The following is an 18120-nucleotide window of genomic DNA, read 5'->3' on the forward strand; positions in this document are numbered from 1 at the left end:
CGGCCATTATACGGGCGGCGAGCCAAGAAAATAGACGCTCGCAGCCGATGTTGGAGGAATTTCGATGGCAATCGCACTGAGTACGCTGGTCGAGGAAGCGGACCGTTTTCTCGACGCGGCGAAGATCCAGGATTACTGCCCCAACGGCCTGCAGGTCGAGGGCCGTCCGCAGGTGCGCCGTATCGTTTCCGGTGTCACCGCCAGCCAGGCGCTGCTGGATGCTGCCGTGGAAGCAGGCGCCGATGTGGTGCTGGTCCACCACGGCTATTTCTGGAAGGGCGAGGATGCCCGCGTGGTGGGCATGAAGCAGCGTCGCCTGAAGACCCTGCTGAACAACGACATCAGCCTGCTGGCCTATCACCTGCCACTGGATCTTCACGGCGAAGTGGGCAATAACGTGCAACTGGGTCGCCAGCTCGGCTTCGAGATCGAAGGGCCGCTGGAGCCGGGTAATCCGCGCTCCATCGTGCTGGTCGGCTCGCTCGCCGAACCCATGCTGCCGAGCGATCTGGCCCTGCATGTGCGCGACGTGCTGGGCCGCGAGCCGCTGTTGGTGGATGGCGGCCAGCCGATCCGCCGCATCGCCTGGTGTACCGGTGGCGCCCAGGGCTACATCGATCAGGCGATTGCCGCTGGCGTCGATGCCTACCTGACCGGCGAAGTCTCCGAGCAGACCGTGCACAGCGCGCGGGAGAACGGCATCAGCTTCATCGCTGCCGGCCACCACGCCACTGAGCGCTACGGCGTGCAGGCGCTGGGGGATTACCTGGCCAGGCGCTTCGCCATCGAGCACCTGTTCATCGATTGCCCGAACCCGGCCTGATTTTCCGGTGCCATGAAAAAGCCGGCTCGTCGAGCCGGCTTTTTTGTGTGCGCCTCAGCGGTAGCCGTGGCGCTGGCGGTCGACCGCCTTGCCCAGCTCCCACACCGCCATGGCGTAGTGCGTGCTGTGGTTGTAGCGGGTGATCACGTAGAAGTTCGGCAGGCCGTACCAGTACTGGTAGGTGTTGCCCATGTCCAGGAGCAGCAGGCTGGCGCTCTGATGGTTACCCAGCGAGCCCTGCGGACGCAGCCCGGCGTTTGCCAGTACGCTGATGGGGTACTGGGTCTTGAAGCCGTCTTCCAGCGAGCGCGCCTGGCCGATCGCCGGGATTGCCACCGCGTCCCCAGTCACCCAGCCGTGCTGCTTGAAGTAGTTGGCCACGCTGCCGATGGCATCCCGCGGGTTCCACAGGTCGCGGTGACCGTCGCCGTCGAAGTCCACCGCGTATTTTGTGAACGAGGAGGGCATGAACTGCCCGTAGCCCATGGCGCCGGCATAGGAGCCGCGCATCTCCAGCGGATTGTCGCCTTCCTTGCGTGCCTGCAGGAGGAACTGCTCCAGCTCGCCGCTGAAGAACTCGGCGCGGCGCGGGTAGGAGAAGGAGAGGGTGGCCAGCGCGTCGATGATCCGCGTCTTGCCCATCACGCGGCCCCAGCGGGTTTCCACGCCGATGATGCCGACGATGATTTCCGGCGGCACGCCATAGGTGCGTGAGGCGCGCTGCAGGTCGGCTTCGTACTGGTCCCAGAACTGCACGCCCTTCTGCACGTTGTCCGGGGTGATGAACTTCTTCCGGTAGCGTAGCCACGCGCCATTCGGGCCGCTGGGCGGAGTGTAGGTCGGCGCCTGGCGGTCCATCAGGCGGATCACCCAGTCCAGCTCGCGGGTCTGGGCGAACAGGTCCTGAAGGTCCTGGCGGTTGAAGTTGTGCTGGCTCACCATGCGGTCGATGAAGCGCTGGGCACTGGCGTTGCCGGCGAAGTCGCCGCGCAGCGGGGTAATCGGCTGCACCGAGCCGAACGCCGGATGGGCGCTGGGCGTGATCACGGTCGGCGTCTTCGGCTTCTGGGCCGGCTGCGGGGCGGGAGTCGGTTTGCTGCTGCACGCGGAGATGAGGACAAGCAGGGGCAGGGCGAAAGCGATGCGGCGCATGGGAAATCTTCTGGGACAGGAAAACGTGCCGCTATGCTAGCGCAGTGCCGGCCGGGCACAAGCCGGGAGAGCATCGTAGAAGTCGCTGACTCTGTTGCAGGAAAAGTCCCGAGGTTGTTTCCGAGATGGCATTTGGGCCTTTGCTGAGCCTCGTTCGAGCGCCTCGGCGGCAGACCTTCAGACACCGGTTGAAAGCGGTGTTCGCACTGAGCGCGTATGGCTATATCGGTATATTTTTTCGGTATAACCGGCCCGCCGGTTAGAGCCTTGCGCTGTGATAGAGTGCGCGCTCGTCTACGGCCCGCCGGCCGTCCATAAGCAATTCCGTGAGTAGCCATGGTCGACAAACTGACGCATCTGAAACAGCTGGAGGCCGAGAGCATCCACATCATCCGCGAGGTCGCCGCCGAGTTCGACAACCCGGTGATGCTGTACTCGATCGGCAAGGACAGCGCGGTGATGCTTCACCTCGCGCGCAAGGCCTTCTTCCCCGGCAAGCTGCCTTTCCCGGTGATGCATGTCGACACCCGCTGGAAATTCCAGGAGATGTACAGCTTCCGCACCAAGATGGTCGAGGAACTGGGCCTGGACCTGATCACCCACATCAACCCCGATGGCGTGGCTCAGGACATCAACCCGTTCACCCACGGCAGCGCCAAGCACACCGACATCATGAAGACCGAAGGCCTCAAGCAGGCCCTCGACAAGCACGGCTTCGATGCCGCCTTCGGTGGTGCCCGCCGCGACGAGGAGAAGTCCCGCGCCAAGGAGCGCGTTTACTCCTTCCGTGACAGCAAGCACCGCTGGGACCCGAAGAACCAGCGTCCGGAGCTGTGGAACGTCTACAACGGCAAGGTGAAGAAGGGCGAGTCGATCCGCGTCTTCCCGCTGTCGAACTGGACCGAGCTGGACATCTGGCAGTACATCTACCTGGAACAGATCCCGATCGTGCCGCTGTACTTCGCCGCCGAGCGCGAAGTCATCGAGATGAACGGCTCGCTGATCATGATCGACGACGAGCGCATCCTCGAGCACCTCACGCCCGAGCAGAAGGCCAGCATCCAGAAGAAGATGGTGCGTTTCCGTACCCTGGGCTGCTACCCGCTGACCGGCGCGGTGGAGTCCACCGCTACTTCGCTGCCGGAAATCATCCAGGAAATGCTGCTGACGCGAACTTCCGAACGCCAGGGCCGGGTCATTGACCACGATGCCGCCGGTTCGATGGAAGAAAAGAAACGTCAGGGCTACTTCTAAGGTTCTCGCACCATGTCGCATCAATCCGATCTGATCAGCGAGGACATCCTCGCCTACCTGGCCCAGCACGAGCGCAAGGAACTCCTGCGCTTCCTCACCTGCGGCAACGTCGACGACGGCAAGAGCACCCTGATCGGGCGCCTGCTGCACGACTCCAAGATGATCTACGAGGACCACCTCGAGGCCATCACCCGCGACTCGAAGAAAGTCGGCACCACCGGCGATGACGTCGACCTGGCGCTGCTGGTCGACGGCCTGCAGGCCGAGCGCGAGCAGGGCATCACCATCGACGTGGCGTACCGCTACTTCAGCACTGCCAAGCGCAAGTTCATCATCGCCGACACCCCCGGCCATGAGCAGTACACCCGCAACATGGCCACCGGCGCGTCCACCTGCGACCTGGCCATCATCCTGATCGACGCCCGCTACGGCGTGCAGACCCAGACTCGCCGGCACAGCTTCATCGCCTCGCTGCTGGGCATCAAGCACATCGTCGTCGCCATCAACAAGATGGACCTCAAGGGCTTCGACGAGGGCGTCTTCGAGCAGATCACGGCCGACTACCTGCAGTTCGCCGACAAGATCAACCTCAAGACCAACTCCCTGCACTTCGTGCCGATGTCGGCGCTGAAGGGCGACAACGTGGTCAACAAGTCCGAGCGCTCGCCGTGGTACACCGGCCAGTCGCTGATGGAAATCCTCGAGACCGTGGAAGTCGCGGGCGACCGCAACCTTGACGACATGCGCTTCCCGGTGCAGTACGTCAACCGTCCGAACCTGAACTTCCGCGGCTTCGCCGGCACCCTGGCGAGCGGCATCGTGCGCAAGGGCGACGAAGTCATCGCCCTGCCGTCGGGCAAGGGCAGCAAGGTCAAGTCCATCGTCACCTTTGAAGGTGAGCTGGAGCAGGCCGGACCGGGTCAGGCGATCACCCTGACCCTGGAAGACGAGATCGACGTCTCCCGCGGCGACATGCTGGTTCACGCCGACAACCGTCCGCAGGTAACCGACGGCTTCGACGCCATGCTGGTGTGGATGGCCGAAGAACCGATGCTGCCGGGCAAGAAGTACGACATCAAGCGCGCCACCAGCTACGTGCCGGGCTCGATTCCGAGCATCAGCCACAAGGTGGATGTGAACACCCTGGAAGAGACCGCCGCCAGCGAACTCAAGCTCAACGAGATCGCCCGTGTGAAGGTCAGCCTGGATGCACCGATCGCGCTGGACGGCTACGACCAGAACCGCACCACCGGCGCCTTCATCGTCATCGACCGCCTGACCAACGGCACTGTCGGCGCCGGCATGATCATCGCTGCACCGCAGTCGAGCCACGGCACCGTCGCTCACCATGGTGCGAACGCCCACGTAGCTCGTGAGGAGCGCGCTGCGCGCTTCGGCCAGCAGCCGGCTACCGTGCTGTTCAGCGGCCTCTCCGGCGCTGGCAAGAGCACTCTGGCCTACGCCCTGGAGCGCAAGCTGTTCGACATGGGCCGCGCGGTCTATGTGCTGGACGGCCAGAACCTGCGTCATGACCTGAACAAGGGCTTGCCGCAGGATCGCGCCGGTCGTACCGAGAACTGGCTGCGCACCGCTCATGTGGCCCGTCAGTTCAACGAAGCCGGACTGATCAGCCTGTGTGCCTTCGTAGCCCCGAGCTCCGAGGGTCGCGAGCGCGCCAAGTCGCTGATCGGCGCCGAGCGCCTGATCACCGTCTACGTCCAGGCTTCCCCGCAGGTCTGCCGTGAGCGTGATCCGCAGGGCCTGTACGCCGCCGGCCAGGACAACATCCCGGGCGAGTCCTTCCCGTTCGACGTGCCGCTGGATGCCGATCTGGTGATCGACACCCAGAGCCAGTCGGTGGAAGAGGGCGTCAAGGCAGTCCTCGACCTGCTCCGTCAGCGCGGCGCGATCTGATCGCCTCCGCGTTGTGAAAAAGCCCCGCTTCTGCGGGGCTTTTCTTTTGTTCTCTGTAGGAGCGAGCTTGCTCGCGAACCTCCTGAAACCATGCTGTCCAGGCAATGTTCGCGAGCAAGCTCGCTCCTGCACAAAGACCCGAGACGACTCGCGAACGTTCACTGGCAGATAGCTATTGCCGCCGACCTGCATGCTGTCTAATAATGAGACTGATTATTATTTGCTAAATAGCAGGTGTGGCGGTGTCGCTATTGGGTCGTACACAACTCGCGGATCACGACATCCACCGCCTCTATGCTGATCACCATGGCTGGCTGCAGGGCTGGATTCGGCGCAAGACCGGCTGCTCGCAGCGCGCCGCCGACCTCGCCCAGGATACCTTCCTGCGTGTGCTCATGACGCGCGCCAAGGGCGTCGCGGTGTATCTCGACCAGCCGCGAACTTACCTCGCGACCATTGCCCGCGGCCTGGTGATCGACCAGTGGCGCCGCCAGCAGCTTGAGCTGGCCTGGCTGGAATCCCTGGCCGCGCAGCCCGAAGCGGTGCAGTCGTCGCCCGAACAACTGGCGCTGATCCTGGAAACTCTGCACCAGGTGGACGCGATGCTGCTGCGTCTGCCCGCCAGGGTGCGCCGGGCCTTTCTGCTCGCGCAGATCGATGGCTGGCCGTACCGCGAAATCGCCGGGGAGCTGGGGGTGTCCGAGCGCATGGTGAAGAAGTATCTCGCCCAGGCCTTCCTGCATTGTGCGGTACTGGAAGCCGAGCTGGACGGAGTGCTGGTGGAGTGAACGGCCACGACGACAAACTCAGCCACGCGAGCCTGCAGCAGGCGGCGAACTGGTACGTGCTGCTGCAGGATGAAAATCCCAGCGCGCAACTCCACGCACAATGGCGCCAGTGGTTCGACCTGCACGCCGAGCACCAGGCCGCCTGGCATTACGTCGAGCGCATAGGCCAACGCTTCGCCCCTTTGCAGGGCGAGAGGCAACTGGCAGGGCGGGTGCTCAAGACCAGCGGCGAGCGTCAGCTTTCACGCCGCCAGGGGCTCAAGAGCCTGCTGGTGCTCAGTGGCGGCCTGTTGCTCGGCTGGGGCACCTGGCGCGGTACCGCCTTGCCAAGGCTGGTGCAGGGCTGGAGCGCGGACTACAGCACCACTACCGCCGAGACTCGCGAGGCGATCCTCGCCGATGGCACACACCTCTGGCTGGCGGCGATCAGCGCAGTAGACGCCGACTATGGCCCGGACCAGCGCCTGCTGCGCCTGCGCTTCGGCGAAGTCCTGGTGGACACCGCCAGGGATGCCGCGCAGCGGCCTTTCCTCGTCGACACCGAGCAGGGGCGCCTGCGCGCGCTGGGCACGCGCTTCGCGGTCAGGCAACTGGGCGACGCCACGCGCCTCAATGTCTACAGCGGCGCAGTGGAGATTCATACGGCGGACAGCGGCGAGCGGCAGGTGCTGGAGGCCGGCCAGCGCGTCGACTTCACGCGCCTCGCCATCGGCGAGGTGTCGCCAGCACAGACGGCAGGGGAGTCCTGGGTACGCCATGTGCTCACCGCCGAGAACATGTCGCTGGGGCAACTGGTCGAGGAACTAGGGCGTTATCGCCACGGTTATCTGGGCTGTGATCCGGCAGTCGCGCAGTTGCCGGTGATGGGCGCCTTTCCGCTGGACGACAGCGATCAGGCGCTGCGTCTGCTGGCGGCGGCGTTGCCGGTGCAGGTCCGGCGTCTGACGCCCTGGTGGGTCAGCATTGAGTCAGCCTGAGGTATCGCGAAAAAACTTTCCGCAGCGGTTCCCTTTTCAGTTTCCCGTTCGGTCACTCCATGGAAACGCACTTTTACCCACTGCACCGAACCAGGGAATTCCATGTACTCGCCCACTTCCACCTCGCGCCGCTTCGCCCGGCGGCCGCTGGCGCTGGCCATCTCGTTGTCGTTCTGCAGCGTCGCTGCGCTGCCCCTGAGCTCGCCCGCCCAGGCGGCCTCTGGCACGGAGCAGGCCGCTCTGCGCGAATACCACGTCGCGCCGGGCGCCCTGGCGACCTCGCTCAACCAGTTCAGCAGCCAGGCTGGAATCTACCTGGTCGGCCACAACGATCTGACTGCCGGCAAGTCCAGCAAGGGCCTTGATGGTCGCTACAGCGTCGAGCGTGCCCTGGCGTTGCTGCTCGATGGCACGGGCCTGCAGGCGGTGCCGCAGGAGTCCGGTGGCTACGTGCTGCAACCGGACCCGAACGGCACCGTGCTGCAGATGGATTCGACCTCGATCATCGGCAGCGGTACGAGCGGTGAGCCAGCGGACGACAACGGCTACAACGCCAAGGTCAGCTCCACCGCGGGCAAGACCAGCACTCCTCTGGCGGAGACGCCGCGCTCGATCTCGGTGGTGACCCGCCAGCGCATGGAGGACCAGCAGTCGCAGACCCTTACCGATGTGCTGGGCTACGTACCGGGCATCTTTGCCCCGCCGTTCGCCGCCGGTGATGGTCTGGCCGGCGACCTGTTCTTCATTCGCGGCTTCAATGCCACCGACTGGGGTTACGGCCTGCTGCGCGACGGTCTGCGCGTGCAAGGCAACCGCTACGACACCACCAGCGAGCCCTATGGCCTGGAGCGTGTCGAGGTGTTTCGCGGCCCGACCTCGATCCTCTACGGCGAGAATGCACCCGGTGGCATCGTCAACCTGGTCAGCAAGCGCCCGACCGTCGATCCGCGCGGCGAGGTCCAGCTGACCTACGGCTCCCATGACCGCAAGCAGCTGGGCGTCGACGTCTCCGGCCCGCTGACCGACGAGGGCAATATCCTCGGTCGCGTGGTGATGCTCGGCCGCGACTCCGACACCCAGGTCGATCACCAGCCCGATGACCGCATCTACATTGCCCCGTCGATGACCTTCAACTTCGACGATGCGACCTCGCTGACGCTGCTCTCGACCTACCAGCGCGACCGCACGCTGATGGAGCTGGGCTACCCGGCAGCCGGCACCCTGCTGCACAACCCCAACGGCAAGATCGACAAGGACACCCTGTCCGGCAACCCGGACTGGGACAAGTTCGAACGCGAGGCCTGGACGCTGGGCTATGAGTTCAGCCATCAGTTCAACGACACCTGGCAGTTCCGCCAGAACTCGCGCTACATGCAGTCGCGCATCGACCGCCGCGAGATGTGGCCGGGCAACCTGAACAACGGCGGCTTCGGCACCAACGTCAACAACACCGCTTACGACCGCTACAACAAGTCGATGACCTACTCGCTGGACAACCAGTTCGAGGGGCATTTCCAGTCCGGCGAACTGGCCAATACCGTGCTGGTGGGGGCGAGCTTCGACCGTACCTCGTTCAACCAGGACTGGGACGCGGGCGCCGGCGGCTCGGTCAACGTGTTCGATCCGGTGTGGACGACCAAGCCGACCACGCCGATCCACGTGCAGGACGCGCTGCTGGAGCAGAAGATGTACGGCCTCTATGGCCAGCTGCAGACGCGCTATGACAACTGGATCGCCCTGCTTGGCGGGCGCCTCGACGAGGTCAACAGCCAATACCGCAACCGCGCCGGTACCACCAACGGCCTGGCCGACCTCGACTACTGGGACCATGACTTCACCTGGCAGGCTGGCCTGATGTACCAGTTCGACAATGGCCTGTCGCCCTATGTCAGCTACTCCACGGCCTTTGCACCGACCCAGCAGACGTCGAGCAAGTCCGGCACCCTCGACCCGACCACCAGCGAGCAGTACGAAGTCGGCGTGAAGTACGAGCCCAAGGGCTGGAACACCTCGATGACCGCCTCGGTCTATGACCTGCGCAAGACCGACGACGTGATCTACGACAGCACGGTCGGCGACTACCGGCAGGTGGGTGAAAGCCGTTCCAAGGGGCTGGAGCTGGAGGTCAACAGCGATATCACCGAGAACCTCAGCCTGACAGCTTCCTATACCTACACCGACTCGCGGATCACCAAGGATTCCCCCGGCTCGCTGCTGGAGGACCACCAGATGACCGGCGTGCCGCGCAACCAGGCCTCGGCCTGGGGCACCTACCGCTTCCTCGATGGCTATCTCAAAGGCCTGCGTGTGGGCGGCGGCGTACGCCACTTCGACAGCACATTCGCCTACACCCCGGCGTCGCTGTACGGCAAGCTGGATACCGGCGACGTGACCCTGGTGGACGCGCTCGTCGGCTACCAGCTCGACGAGCACTGGTCCGCCGAGGTGAACGCGAAGAACCTGCTGGACAAGGAATACGTCGCTGGCTGCAACAACGCCGGGCGCTGCTACTGGGGCGAGGAGCGCACCTTGCTGGGTAGCGTCACCTTCCGCTGGTAATCCTGGCCGCATGAATGAAAAAGCCCCGCATCGGCGGGGCTTTTTCTTTGGCGCGAGGTATCAGTACTTGCTCTTCAGCCCGTACGTCTCGTCCAGGGTGCCCGGGCCGTCGCCGGTCTTGGGCGCATAGTCGCGCGGCGCTTCGTTGTTTGCCGGCGGGGTCAGCCGCTCGCGGCGCTCGGGGTACTCGTCGGCGTGCAGGGCGGCCAGCAGGCGCTGCTTGGTCTGTTCGTCCAGGGCCAGGCGCTCGGCGCCTTCGGACAGGTGTTCCTGCACATCCTGATAGCTCTGGGTGAGCTTCTTCATCAGGCTGGCGGAGGTGCTGAAGTGGGTCACCACTTCGCGCTGGTAGCTATCGAAACGATCCTGCATGTCGTCTACCTGACGCTGCAGCTTGTTGGGCGCGGCGTTGGGCAGAAGGCGGGCGATCAGAAAGCCGATGCCGACCCCGACGATCAGGGCGAGTAGCGGCAGCAACCAGGTGGTGAGGGACTGTTCCACGCGAATCCTTCCTCTATAGACGGCTTTGCTTTACGTTAGCGGCTTGCACCTGTGCTTGTATACCGTGGCGAATGCTTCGCCGCCTGCGCAGGTATTGAGCTAGACGAGACGACCCGCCACGGGGTCACGGAGCTGTTGTTTGACCACCCGCGAAATCCCCCTGTTCCTCGACGGCCCCGACGGCCAGCTGGAAGCCCTGCACCTCGCCACGCCCGACGCCAGGGGCGTCGCGCTGATCTGTCATCCGCATCCGCTGTTCGCCGGCACCATGCAGAACAAGGTGGTCGCCACCCTGCAGCGCGCCGCACGGGATGCAGGATACGCCACCCTGCGTTTCAATTTTCGTGGCGTGGGTCAGAGCGCCGGCAGTTATGCCGAAGGCCGCGGCGAGATCGACGATGCGCTGACCGCTGCGCGCTGGCTCGCCGAGCAGCATCCGGGGCTGCCGCTGACGCTGATGGGCTTCTCCTTCGGCTCCTGCGTGGCCGGCAATGCCGCCAAGCGCCTGGAAGAAGAGGGCGCTGACCTTGCGCAACTGTTCATGCTGGCGCCGCCGGTCGAGCGTTTCGACGTCGACCTGCCCGAGCGCTGCCCGCTCACGGTGATCCAGCCGGAGGCCGACGAAGTGGTCACTCCCGAGCGCGTGTATGCCTGGAGCGCCGAGCTGAGCAAACCCCACGAACTGATCCGCATCCCCGAGTGCAGCCATTTCTTCCACGGCAAGCTGATCGAGCTCAAGGACCTGATACAGGCCCGGCTCGCCTAGGTTGGCCAGCCGCGTTACCATCCGGCCCGCCCTTTCATTTGTGTTGATTCCTGGATTCCCATGACGACCCGTATCCTGACCGGCATCACCACCACCGGTACTCCGCACCTGGGCAACTACGCCGGCGCCATCCGCCCGGCCATCGTTGCCAGCCGCGATCCGCAGGCAGACTCCTTCTACTTCCTGGCCGACTACCACGCGCTGATCAAGTGCGATGATCCGGCGCGCATCCAGCGTTCGCGCCTGGAGATCGCCGCCACCTGGCTGGCCTGCGGCCTGGATGCTGACAAGGCGACCTTCTATCGCCAGTCCGATATTCCCGAAATCCCCGAACTGACCTGGCTGCTCACCTGCGTCAGCGCCAAGGGCCTGCTCAATCGCGCCCACGCCTACAAGGCCTCGGTGGACAAGAACGTCGAGGCCGGTGAAGACCCGGACGCCGGCGTCACCATGGGCCTGTACAGCTACCCGGTGCTGATGGCCGCGGACATCCTGATGTTCAACGCCCACAAGGTGCCGGTCGGCCGCGACCAGATCCAGCACGTCGAGATGGCCCGCGACATCGGCCAGCGCTTCAACCACCTGTTCGGCAACGGCAAGGAACTGTTCACCCTGCCCGAGGTGGTGATCGAGGAAGACGTGGCGACCCTGCCGGGCCTGGACGGTCGCAAGATGTCCAAGAGCTACGACAACACCATTCCGCTGTTCGGCAGCGCCAAGCAGCTCAAGGACGCCGTGGCGCGCATCGTCACCGACTCCCGCGCGCCGGGCGAGCCGAAGGACCCGGACAACTCGCACCTGTTCACCCTGTACCAGGCGTTCTCCACCCACGAGCAACAGGCTGCGTTCCGCGCCGAGCTGCTCGGCGGTCTGGCCTGGGGCGAGGCCAAGCAGCGCCTGTTCGAACTGCTCGACAACGAGCTGGGCGAGGCCCGCGAGCGCTACCACGCACTGATCACCCGCCCGGCCGACCTGGAGGACATCCTCCTGGCCGGTGCCGCCAAGGCTCGTCGCATCGCTACTCCGTTCCTCGGCGAGCTGCGCGAATCCGTCGGCCTGCGCTCGTTCCGCGAGCAGGTGCAGGTGGCCAGCGAAGGCAAGAAGAAGGTCGCCAAGGCCGCGCGTTTCGTCAGCTTCCGCGAGGACGACGGCTTCCGCTTCCGCCTGCTGGATGCCGCTGGCGAGCAACTGCTGCTGTCCATCGCCTTCGCCGACGGCAAGGCCGCGGGCCAGGTGACCAAGCGCCTGCAAGCCGATGAGCTGGACCTGCACGCCGAGCTGAATGCCTTCAGCGTGCGCCTGGATGGCGAAGCCGTGGCGTACAGCCCGGAGTTCTCCACCGACGCGGAACGCGACGCTGCCATGCAGCGCCTGCGTGAGGCTCTCGCTCCGCAGGAGTGAGGGTTGGCAGGCCGGTCCGACTACCGGCCAATTGCCAAGCAACGGGGGCGCCGCTAAAGTGTGCGCCCCCGTTTTCGTTGCCTTGCTACCGATCATGACGCCTCTTCAGCGCTACCAGGAAGACCTGAAACGCCCCGATTTCTTCCACGACGCCGCGCAAGCGAACGCCGTGAAGCACCTGCAACGCCTCTACGACGACCTGGTCGCCGCCGATAAGGGCAAGACCGGCCTGTTCGGCAAGCTGCTAGGCAAGAAGTCCCAGGAGCCGGTGAAGGGCCTGTACTTCTGGGGCGGCGTCGGCCGTGGCAAGACCTACCTGGTGGATACCTTCTTCGAGGCGCTGCCCTTCAAGCAAAAGATGCGCACGCACTTCCACCGCTTCATGAAGCGCGTCCACGAGGAAATGAAGACCCTCAAGGGCGAGAAGAACCCGCTGACCATCATCGGCAAGCGTTTCGCCGACGAGGCCCGGGTCATCTGCTTCGACGAATTCTTCGTCTCCGACATCACCGACGCGATGATCCTCGCGACCCTGCTGGAAGAGCTGTTCAAGAACGGCGTCAGCCTGGTGGCCACCTCCAACATCGTGCCGGACGGCCTGTACAAGGACGGCCTGCAGCGTGCCCGCTTCCTGCCGGCCATCGCGCTGGTCAAGCAGCACACCGAAGTGGTCAACGTCGACAGCGGCGTGGACTACCGCCTGCGCGCCCTGGAACAGGCCGAGCTGTACCACTGGCCGCTGTCCGAGCAGGCCGAGCAGGCCATGACCCGCGACTTCAAGGCGCTGACCCCGGAGTGCGCCGCGGCCACCCGCGACGACGCTCTGATGATCGAGAACCGCGAAATCCGCGCGCGCATCACCTGCGATGACGTGGCCTGGTTCGAGTTCCGCGAGCTGTGCGACGGTCCGCGCAGCCAGAACGACTACATCGAGCTGGCGAAGATCTTCCACGCGATCCTGATTTCCAACGTCGAGCAGATGGGTGTGGCGAAGGACGACATGGCCCGCCGCTTCATCAACCTGGTGGACGAGTTCTACGACCGCAACGTCAAGCTGATCCTCTCCGCCGAGGTCGAGCTCAAGGACCTGTACACCGGTGGCCGCCTGGAGTTCGAATTCCAGCGCACCCTGAGCCGCCTGCTGGAAATGCAGTCCCACGAATACCTGAGCCGCCCGCACCGTCCCTGATGGTCGGATGAACGAAAAAGGCTGCCCAAGGGCAGCCTTTTCGTTTTCTAGGTGCGGGGATTGTGCCGACCGTGCCGGGCCCCTCGTAGGAGCGGGCCACGCCCGCGATGGCGGACAAGGTCCGCCTCTATAGAGCCGTAGGATGAGAGCCGTAGGATGGCGTGGAGTCGTATTCAGCGCTGCGCCATCTCCTGTTGCGCCTTCTTCAGCAATTGCTCGGCATGGGCGACTTCCAGCGCCTCCATGGCATTGATCGGCTTGATCGCCACGGCCTTCTTCAGCTGCTCCAGCGCCTTCTGCTCCTCGTCCTCGCCGTACACATAGCCCAGCGCGTTGGCGTATTCGTAGTGGCCGATGGGCAGGTCGTCGGCGGCGCGGAAGGAGCTGGCGAAGTACTGCTCCATCTTGTCCGCGCTGACTCCGTAGGTCATCTTGCCCACCAGCTTGCCAACCTTGCGGATCACGCCCGCTTCATAGCCGCCGTAGAGCGCCAGGGCGAACGGCTGGTTCGGCTGCTTGGCCAGCAGGGCGTCCAGTTCCTTGGGAATGTCGCCGGTGTAGCCGCGCTTGAGCACTACCGGCACCGGCAGGTCTTCGGCCAGACGAGCCTTGGCGTAGGCGCGGCCGAACTGGGCGATGGGGTCGGCATTGAGCAGTGGGCCGGCCTCGTCGGTGTAGCTGATGACTTCCTCCAGCAGGCGCTGCTTCTCGTCCTGATTCGGCGCGAGGAACATGGCATAGAGCACCTGGGCGAACATGCCCGGCACCTGCCCGCCGACACCCAGCGCGAGACCGTCCTTCCTGGCCTGGGCGAAGTCGCCGCGGAATACCTTGCGCCACACGTCCTGCAGCTTCTCGGCGTAGACCTGCGCCTCTTCCGGCTTGCCGCTGAAGCCGGTGCCGGCGGTCACGGTCTTCTCCAGGGCATCCGGATGCTTGGTGGCCATGGTCACGACCCAGTCCGCATCCGGGAAGGGGTAGTTGGCGCCGAAGCCGCGAGTCAGGCGCGGCCAGGCCTCGCGCAGTTTGTCCCTGCTGTAGTCGAAGGCGCTCTGGTCGTAGGGGAAGGGTTTCCAGGTGTCGTCCGCCACAGCGTTCAGGCTGAAGACGGCCAGCAGGGCAAGCAGAAAGCGGCGCATGGCGATATCCCGTTGGGTTCTTGTTGTCGATTGCTGCCCCGATCATAGGGCTGCACCCGAGTCCGTGAACCCATCCTAGGGATGGCCTGTTTCAGGCTTCCTTCTGTTCGTACTGACGCCGGTAATGATTCGGCGACAGTCCGGTGTGCTGTCTGAACAGGCGAGCGAAGAAGCTGGCGTCGTCGTAGCCGACTTCGTAGCTGATGGTCTTGATACTCTTTCGGCTGGTGGACAGCAGATTGCGCGCGGTCTCGATGCGCAGGCGCTGCAGGTAGTGCAGTGGCTTGTCCCCGGTGGCCGCCTGGAAGCGCCGCATGAAGTTGCGGATGCTCATGCCGTGCTCGCGGGCGACATCCTCGAAGCGGAACTTGTCGCAGAAGTGTTCTTCCAGCCAGTGCTGGATCTGCAGGATCGCCGGGTCGTGGTGCAGCTTCTGGCCGCCGAAGCCCAGGCGCCCGGGCGTGTAGGTGCGCTGCACCTCGTAGAGGATGTCGCGGGCCACGCCCTGGGCCACGGCGGCGCCGCAGAAGTACTCGATCAGGTAGATGTACAGGTCGCGCACCGAGGTCAGGCCGCTGGCGCTGTAGATGTTGTCGGCGTCGGCGATGTGCTTGTCCTGGTTGAGCAGCACCCGGGGGTAGCGCTCGGCGAATTCGCGGAAGAAGCGCCAGTAGGTGGTTGCTTCCTTGCCGTCCAGCAGGCCGGCCTCGGCCAGCCAGAATACTCCCGAGACTTCGCCGCACAGCACGCAGCCGGCCGCATGGCGCTCGCGCAGCCAGGGCATCACCTGCGGGTAGAGGGTCAGCAGTTCGTCGAAGTCGCCCCAGAAGGCCGGGAGGATGATCAGCTCAGGTTCGTCCAGGGCGCCGTGGACCGGCAGGAGATCGCCGCTGAAACTCATCACCGGCTGGCCGTCGGGGCTGACGATGCGGGTCTCAAAGCTGGGCTGCAGGCCGAGGCCCTGTTGGCGGCCGTGGCGCAGGGCAGCCATGTGGAAGAAGTCCTTGGCCTGCATCAGGGTGGAGCCGAACACGCCATGGGTGGCGAGGATGCTGACGCGGCGCAGCACGCGGGAAGCTGGGTTGGGCATCGGTTCTTGTACTTCTTATGGATGTCTTTGCATGACGCTAAAGCGGTCATGATGCGGCTGGATCGTCTTATTTTTTGGCGAAAGTGTCCAGTGCAGAGCGGTTCGTGCTTGGCCTACAGTCGGCCTTCCAATAATTCCTACAACCGATCCGCAGGTGCAGCGCATGATTCCAAGAACCCTGTTCAGTTCCGACCACGAGCTGTTCCGCGACAGCGTCCGCAAGTTCCTCGAACAGGAGGCGGTGCCCTTCCACGCCCAGTGGGAAAAGGACGGTCACATCGATCGCCAGCTGTGGAACAAGGCCGGCGAGGCCGGGATGCTCTGCTCGCATCTGCCCGAGGCCTACGGCGGCATGGCGGCGGACTTCCTCTACAGCGCAGTGGTGATCGAGGAGATCGGCCGCCTGGGCCTGACCGGCATCGGCTTCTCGCTGCACTCGGATATCGTCGCGCCCTACATCCTTCACTACGGCAGCGAAGAGCTGAAGCAGCGCTACCTGCCCAAGCTGATTTCCGGTGAGATGGTCTCGGCCATCGCCATGACCGAACCGGGCGCCGGCTCCGACCTGCAGGGCGTGAAGACCACCGCCGTGCTGGATGGCGACGAGTACGTGATCAACGGTTCGAAGACCTTCATCACCAACGGCTGGCTGGCCGACCTGGTGATCGTGGTCGCCAAGACCGACCCCAAGGCCGGCGCCAAGGGCACCAGCCTGTTCCTGGTGGAGGCCGGTACGCCGGGCTTCAGCAAGGGCAAGCGCCTGGAAAAGGTCGGCATGAAGGCCCAGGACACCTCCGAGCTGTTCTTCCAGGACGTGCGTATCCCCAAGGAAAACCTGCTGGGCAAGGACGGGCAGGGGTTCATCTACCTGATGCAGGAACTGCCTCAGGAGCGCCTGACCGTGGCCCTCGGCGCGCTGGCCTCGGCCGAGGCAGCGCTGAAATGGACACTGGACTACACCCGCGACCGCAAGGCCTTCGGAAAATCCGTCGCGGACTTCCAGAACACGCGCTTCAAGCTCGCGGAAATGGCTACCGAAATTCAGGTTGGCCGCGTCTTTGTCGACCGCTGCCTGGAGCAGCATCTGGAAGGCAAGCTGGACGTGCCCACGGCGGCGATGGCCAAGTACTGGACCACCGACCTGCAGTGCAAGGTGCTCGATGAATGCGTGCAGCTCCACGGCGGTTACGGCTTCATGTGGGAGTATCCGATCGCCCGTGCCTGGGCCGATGCGCGGGTGCAGCGCATCTACGCCGGCACCAACGAGATCATGAAGGAGATCATCGCCCGCGCGCTGTAACCGTCGCGGATGAAAAAAGCCCGGCATTGGCCGGGCTTTTTCGTGGCGCACAGAGGATCAGGGGGCCGGGTTCGGCTGGTCCTTGTGGATCGCCTCGATGCCGGCCAGCACCTCGTCGGAGAGCTTCAGCTCGAAGCTGCCGAGGTTGGCTTCCAGTTGTTCGAGGTTGGTCGCGCCGATGATGTTGCTGGTCACGAACGGCCGGCTGGTAACGAAGGCCAGGGCCATCTGCGCCGGGTCCAGGCCGTGCTCGCGGGCCAGGGTGACGTAGCGGTCGCAGGCGCTGGCGGTCTGCGGGTTGGTGTAGCGGGTGAAGCGGCTGAACAGGGTAATCCGTGCATTGGCCGGGCGCGCGCCGCCGAAGTACTTGCCCGAGAGCATGCCAAAGGCCAGGGGAGAGTAGGCCAGTAGGCCGATCTGCTCGCGGATGGCGACTTCCGCCAGGCCCACCTCGAAGCTGCGGTTGAGCAGGTTGTAGGGGTTCTGGATCGACACCGCGCGCGGCCAGCCGCGCTCCTGGGCGATCTGCAGGAAACGCATGGTGCCCCAGGGCGTTTCGTTGGACAGGCCGACGTGGCGGATCTTGCCGGCGCGAACCTGCTCGTCCAGGGCCTCCAGGGTGTCCTCCAGTGCGGTGAAGCTTTCTTCCTTGTGCTGGTAGCCCAGTTGGCCGAAGAAGTTGGTGCTGCGCTCGGGCCAGTGCAACTGGTAGAGGTCGATCCAGTCGGTCTGCAGGCGCTTGAGGCTGTCGTCCAGCGCCGCGACGATGTTCTTGCGGTCGAGCTTCGGCTGGCCGTCACGGATGTGGCTGATGGAATTGCCGGGGCCGGCGATCTTGCTGGCGAGCACCCAGTCGGCGCGATCGCCGCGCTGGGCGAACCAGTTGCCGATGATCTGCTCGGTGCGGGAGTAAGTTTCCGCGCGCGGCGGCACCGGGTACATCTCGGCGGTATCGATGAAATTCAGACCGGCGGCCTTGGCTCGTTCGATCTGGGCGAAGGCCTCGCTTTGCGTATTCTGCTCGCCCCAGGTCATGGTCCCCAGGCAGAGGGCGCTGACTTTCAGTTCGGTGCGGCCGAGCGGGCGGTACTCCATGCAGGTCTCCTCATGAAAACAAGTGCGTAAGACGGTTGAAAATTCTGCCGGAATCTGCATAATTCCGCAGCCTTTCATCGGTGGGGGATGCCAAAGCCTGCCGATCGATACATCTAGTCGTTACGGACGCACACCGACCCGAGCCCCAATTCGTGTCTGTCTTCGGCTGTCC

General features: G+C 64.5%; 15 protein-coding genes. 10 read left to right on the forward strand and 5 right to left on the reverse strand.

Going from position 1 to position 18120, the window contains the following annotated elements:
- The first annotated feature begins 64 nt into the window (after positions 1 to 64).
- Positions 65 to 823, forward strand: a complete 759-nt coding sequence (locus tag IB273_RS18440) for a Nif3-like dinuclear metal center hexameric protein (RefSeq protein ID WP_081517466.1) — start codon at positions 65 to 67, stop codon at positions 821 to 823.
- Between the two features lie 54 nt (positions 824 to 877).
- Here the strand turns inward: IB273_RS18440 and mltB are convergent, their stop codons facing one another.
- Positions 878 to 1975: a lytic murein transglycosylase B gene (mltB, locus tag IB273_RS18445; protein WP_192224721.1), complete on the reverse strand. Its 1098-nt coding sequence runs from the start codon at positions 1973 to 1975 to the stop codon at positions 878 to 880.
- A gap of 336 nt (positions 1976 to 2311) precedes the next feature.
- On the opposite strand from mltB, the gene cysD reads away from it, so the two are divergent.
- From cysD to IB273_RS18470, 5 genes are all read left to right on the forward strand, one after another.
- Positions 2312 to 3229: a sulfate adenylyltransferase subunit CysD gene (gene cysD, locus IB273_RS18450; protein WP_045209600.1), complete on the forward strand. Its 918-nt coding sequence runs from the start codon at positions 2312 to 2314 to the stop codon at positions 3227 to 3229.
- A 12-nt stretch (positions 3230 to 3241) separates the two neighbouring features.
- Positions 3242 to 5143, forward strand: coding sequence for a sulfate adenylyltransferase subunit CysN (gene cysN / locus IB273_RS18455; protein ID WP_192224722.1), 1902 nt, complete (start codon positions 3242 to 3244; stop codon positions 5141 to 5143).
- A 251-nt stretch (positions 5144 to 5394) separates the two neighbouring features.
- Positions 5395 to 5931, forward strand: a complete 537-nt coding sequence (locus IB273_RS18460; protein WP_139791526.1) for a sigma-70 family RNA polymerase sigma factor — start codon at positions 5395 to 5397, stop codon at positions 5929 to 5931.
- The gene (locus IB273_RS18465) at positions 5928 to 6908 is read left to right on the forward strand and encodes a FecR domain-containing protein (protein WP_192224723.1); all 981 of its coding nucleotides are present in this window, start codon (positions 5928 to 5930) and stop codon (positions 6906 to 6908) included. Before IB273_RS18460 ends, IB273_RS18465 begins: the two co-directional genes overlap by 4 nt.
- A 102-nt stretch (positions 6909 to 7010) precedes the next feature.
- Entirely contained in the window at positions 7011 to 9467 is a 2457-nt protein-coding gene (locus IB273_RS18470) for a TonB-dependent siderophore receptor (protein WP_192224724.1), read from the forward strand.
- Positions 9468 to 9527: 60 nt separating this feature from the next.
- Here IB273_RS18470 and IB273_RS18475 read toward each other — a convergent pair whose 3' ends face one another.
- Positions 9528 to 9968, reverse strand: a complete 441-nt coding sequence (locus tag IB273_RS18475; protein WP_045209602.1) for a YhcB family protein — start codon at positions 9966 to 9968, stop codon at positions 9528 to 9530.
- A 139-nt stretch (positions 9969 to 10107) separates the two neighbouring features.
- On the opposite strand from IB273_RS18475, the gene IB273_RS18480 reads away from it, so the two are divergent.
- From IB273_RS18480 to zapE, 3 genes are all read left to right on the forward strand, one after another.
- Positions 10108 to 10734, forward strand: coding sequence for an alpha/beta hydrolase (locus IB273_RS18480; RefSeq protein ID WP_192224725.1), 627 nt, complete (start codon positions 10108 to 10110; stop codon positions 10732 to 10734).
- A 60-nt stretch (positions 10735 to 10794) separates the two neighbouring features.
- Positions 10795 to 12135 carry a tryptophan--tRNA ligase gene (locus IB273_RS18485; protein WP_192224726.1) on the forward strand — a complete coding sequence of 447 codons (1341 nt, stop codon included), beginning with the start codon at positions 10795 to 10797 and terminating at the stop codon, positions 12133 to 12135.
- 94 nt (positions 12136 to 12229) lie between these two features.
- Positions 12230 to 13324: a cell division protein ZapE gene (gene zapE / locus IB273_RS18490; protein WP_081517474.1), complete on the forward strand. Its 1095-nt coding sequence runs from the start codon at positions 12230 to 12232 to the stop codon at positions 13322 to 13324.
- A 173-nt stretch (positions 13325 to 13497) separates the two neighbouring features.
- On the opposite strand, the gene IB273_RS18495 is transcribed toward zapE, so the two are convergent.
- Positions 13498 to 14463 (reverse strand): hypothetical protein, encoded by a 966-nt coding sequence (locus IB273_RS18495; RefSeq protein ID WP_192224727.1) that lies wholly within the window; start codon positions 14461 to 14463, stop codon positions 13498 to 13500.
- A gap of 91 nt (positions 14464 to 14554) precedes the next feature.
- A complete protein-coding gene (locus tag IB273_RS18500) occupies positions 14555 to 15454 on the reverse strand; it encodes a GlxA family transcriptional regulator (RefSeq protein WP_192225053.1) in 900 nt (299 codons plus the stop codon).
- Between the two features lie 253 nt (positions 15455 to 15707).
- On the opposite strand from IB273_RS18500, the gene IB273_RS18505 reads away from it, so the two are divergent.
- Complete coding sequence (locus IB273_RS18505) at positions 15708 to 16853, forward strand: acyl-CoA dehydrogenase family protein (RefSeq protein ID WP_174824619.1); 1146 nt, start codon at positions 15708 to 15710, stop codon at positions 16851 to 16853.
- 57 nt (positions 16854 to 16910) lie between these two features.
- Here the strand turns inward: IB273_RS18505 and IB273_RS18510 are convergent, their stop codons facing one another.
- Positions 16911 to 17948: an NADP(H)-dependent aldo-keto reductase gene (locus IB273_RS18510; protein WP_192224728.1), complete on the reverse strand. Its 1038-nt coding sequence runs from the start codon at positions 17946 to 17948 to the stop codon at positions 16911 to 16913.
- Positions 17949 to 18120 lie beyond the last annotated feature (172 nt).

Source organism: Pseudomonas sp. PDM19, assembly GCF_014852215.1.
GTDB lineage: Bacteria > Pseudomonadota > Gammaproteobacteria > Pseudomonadales > Pseudomonadaceae > Pseudomonas.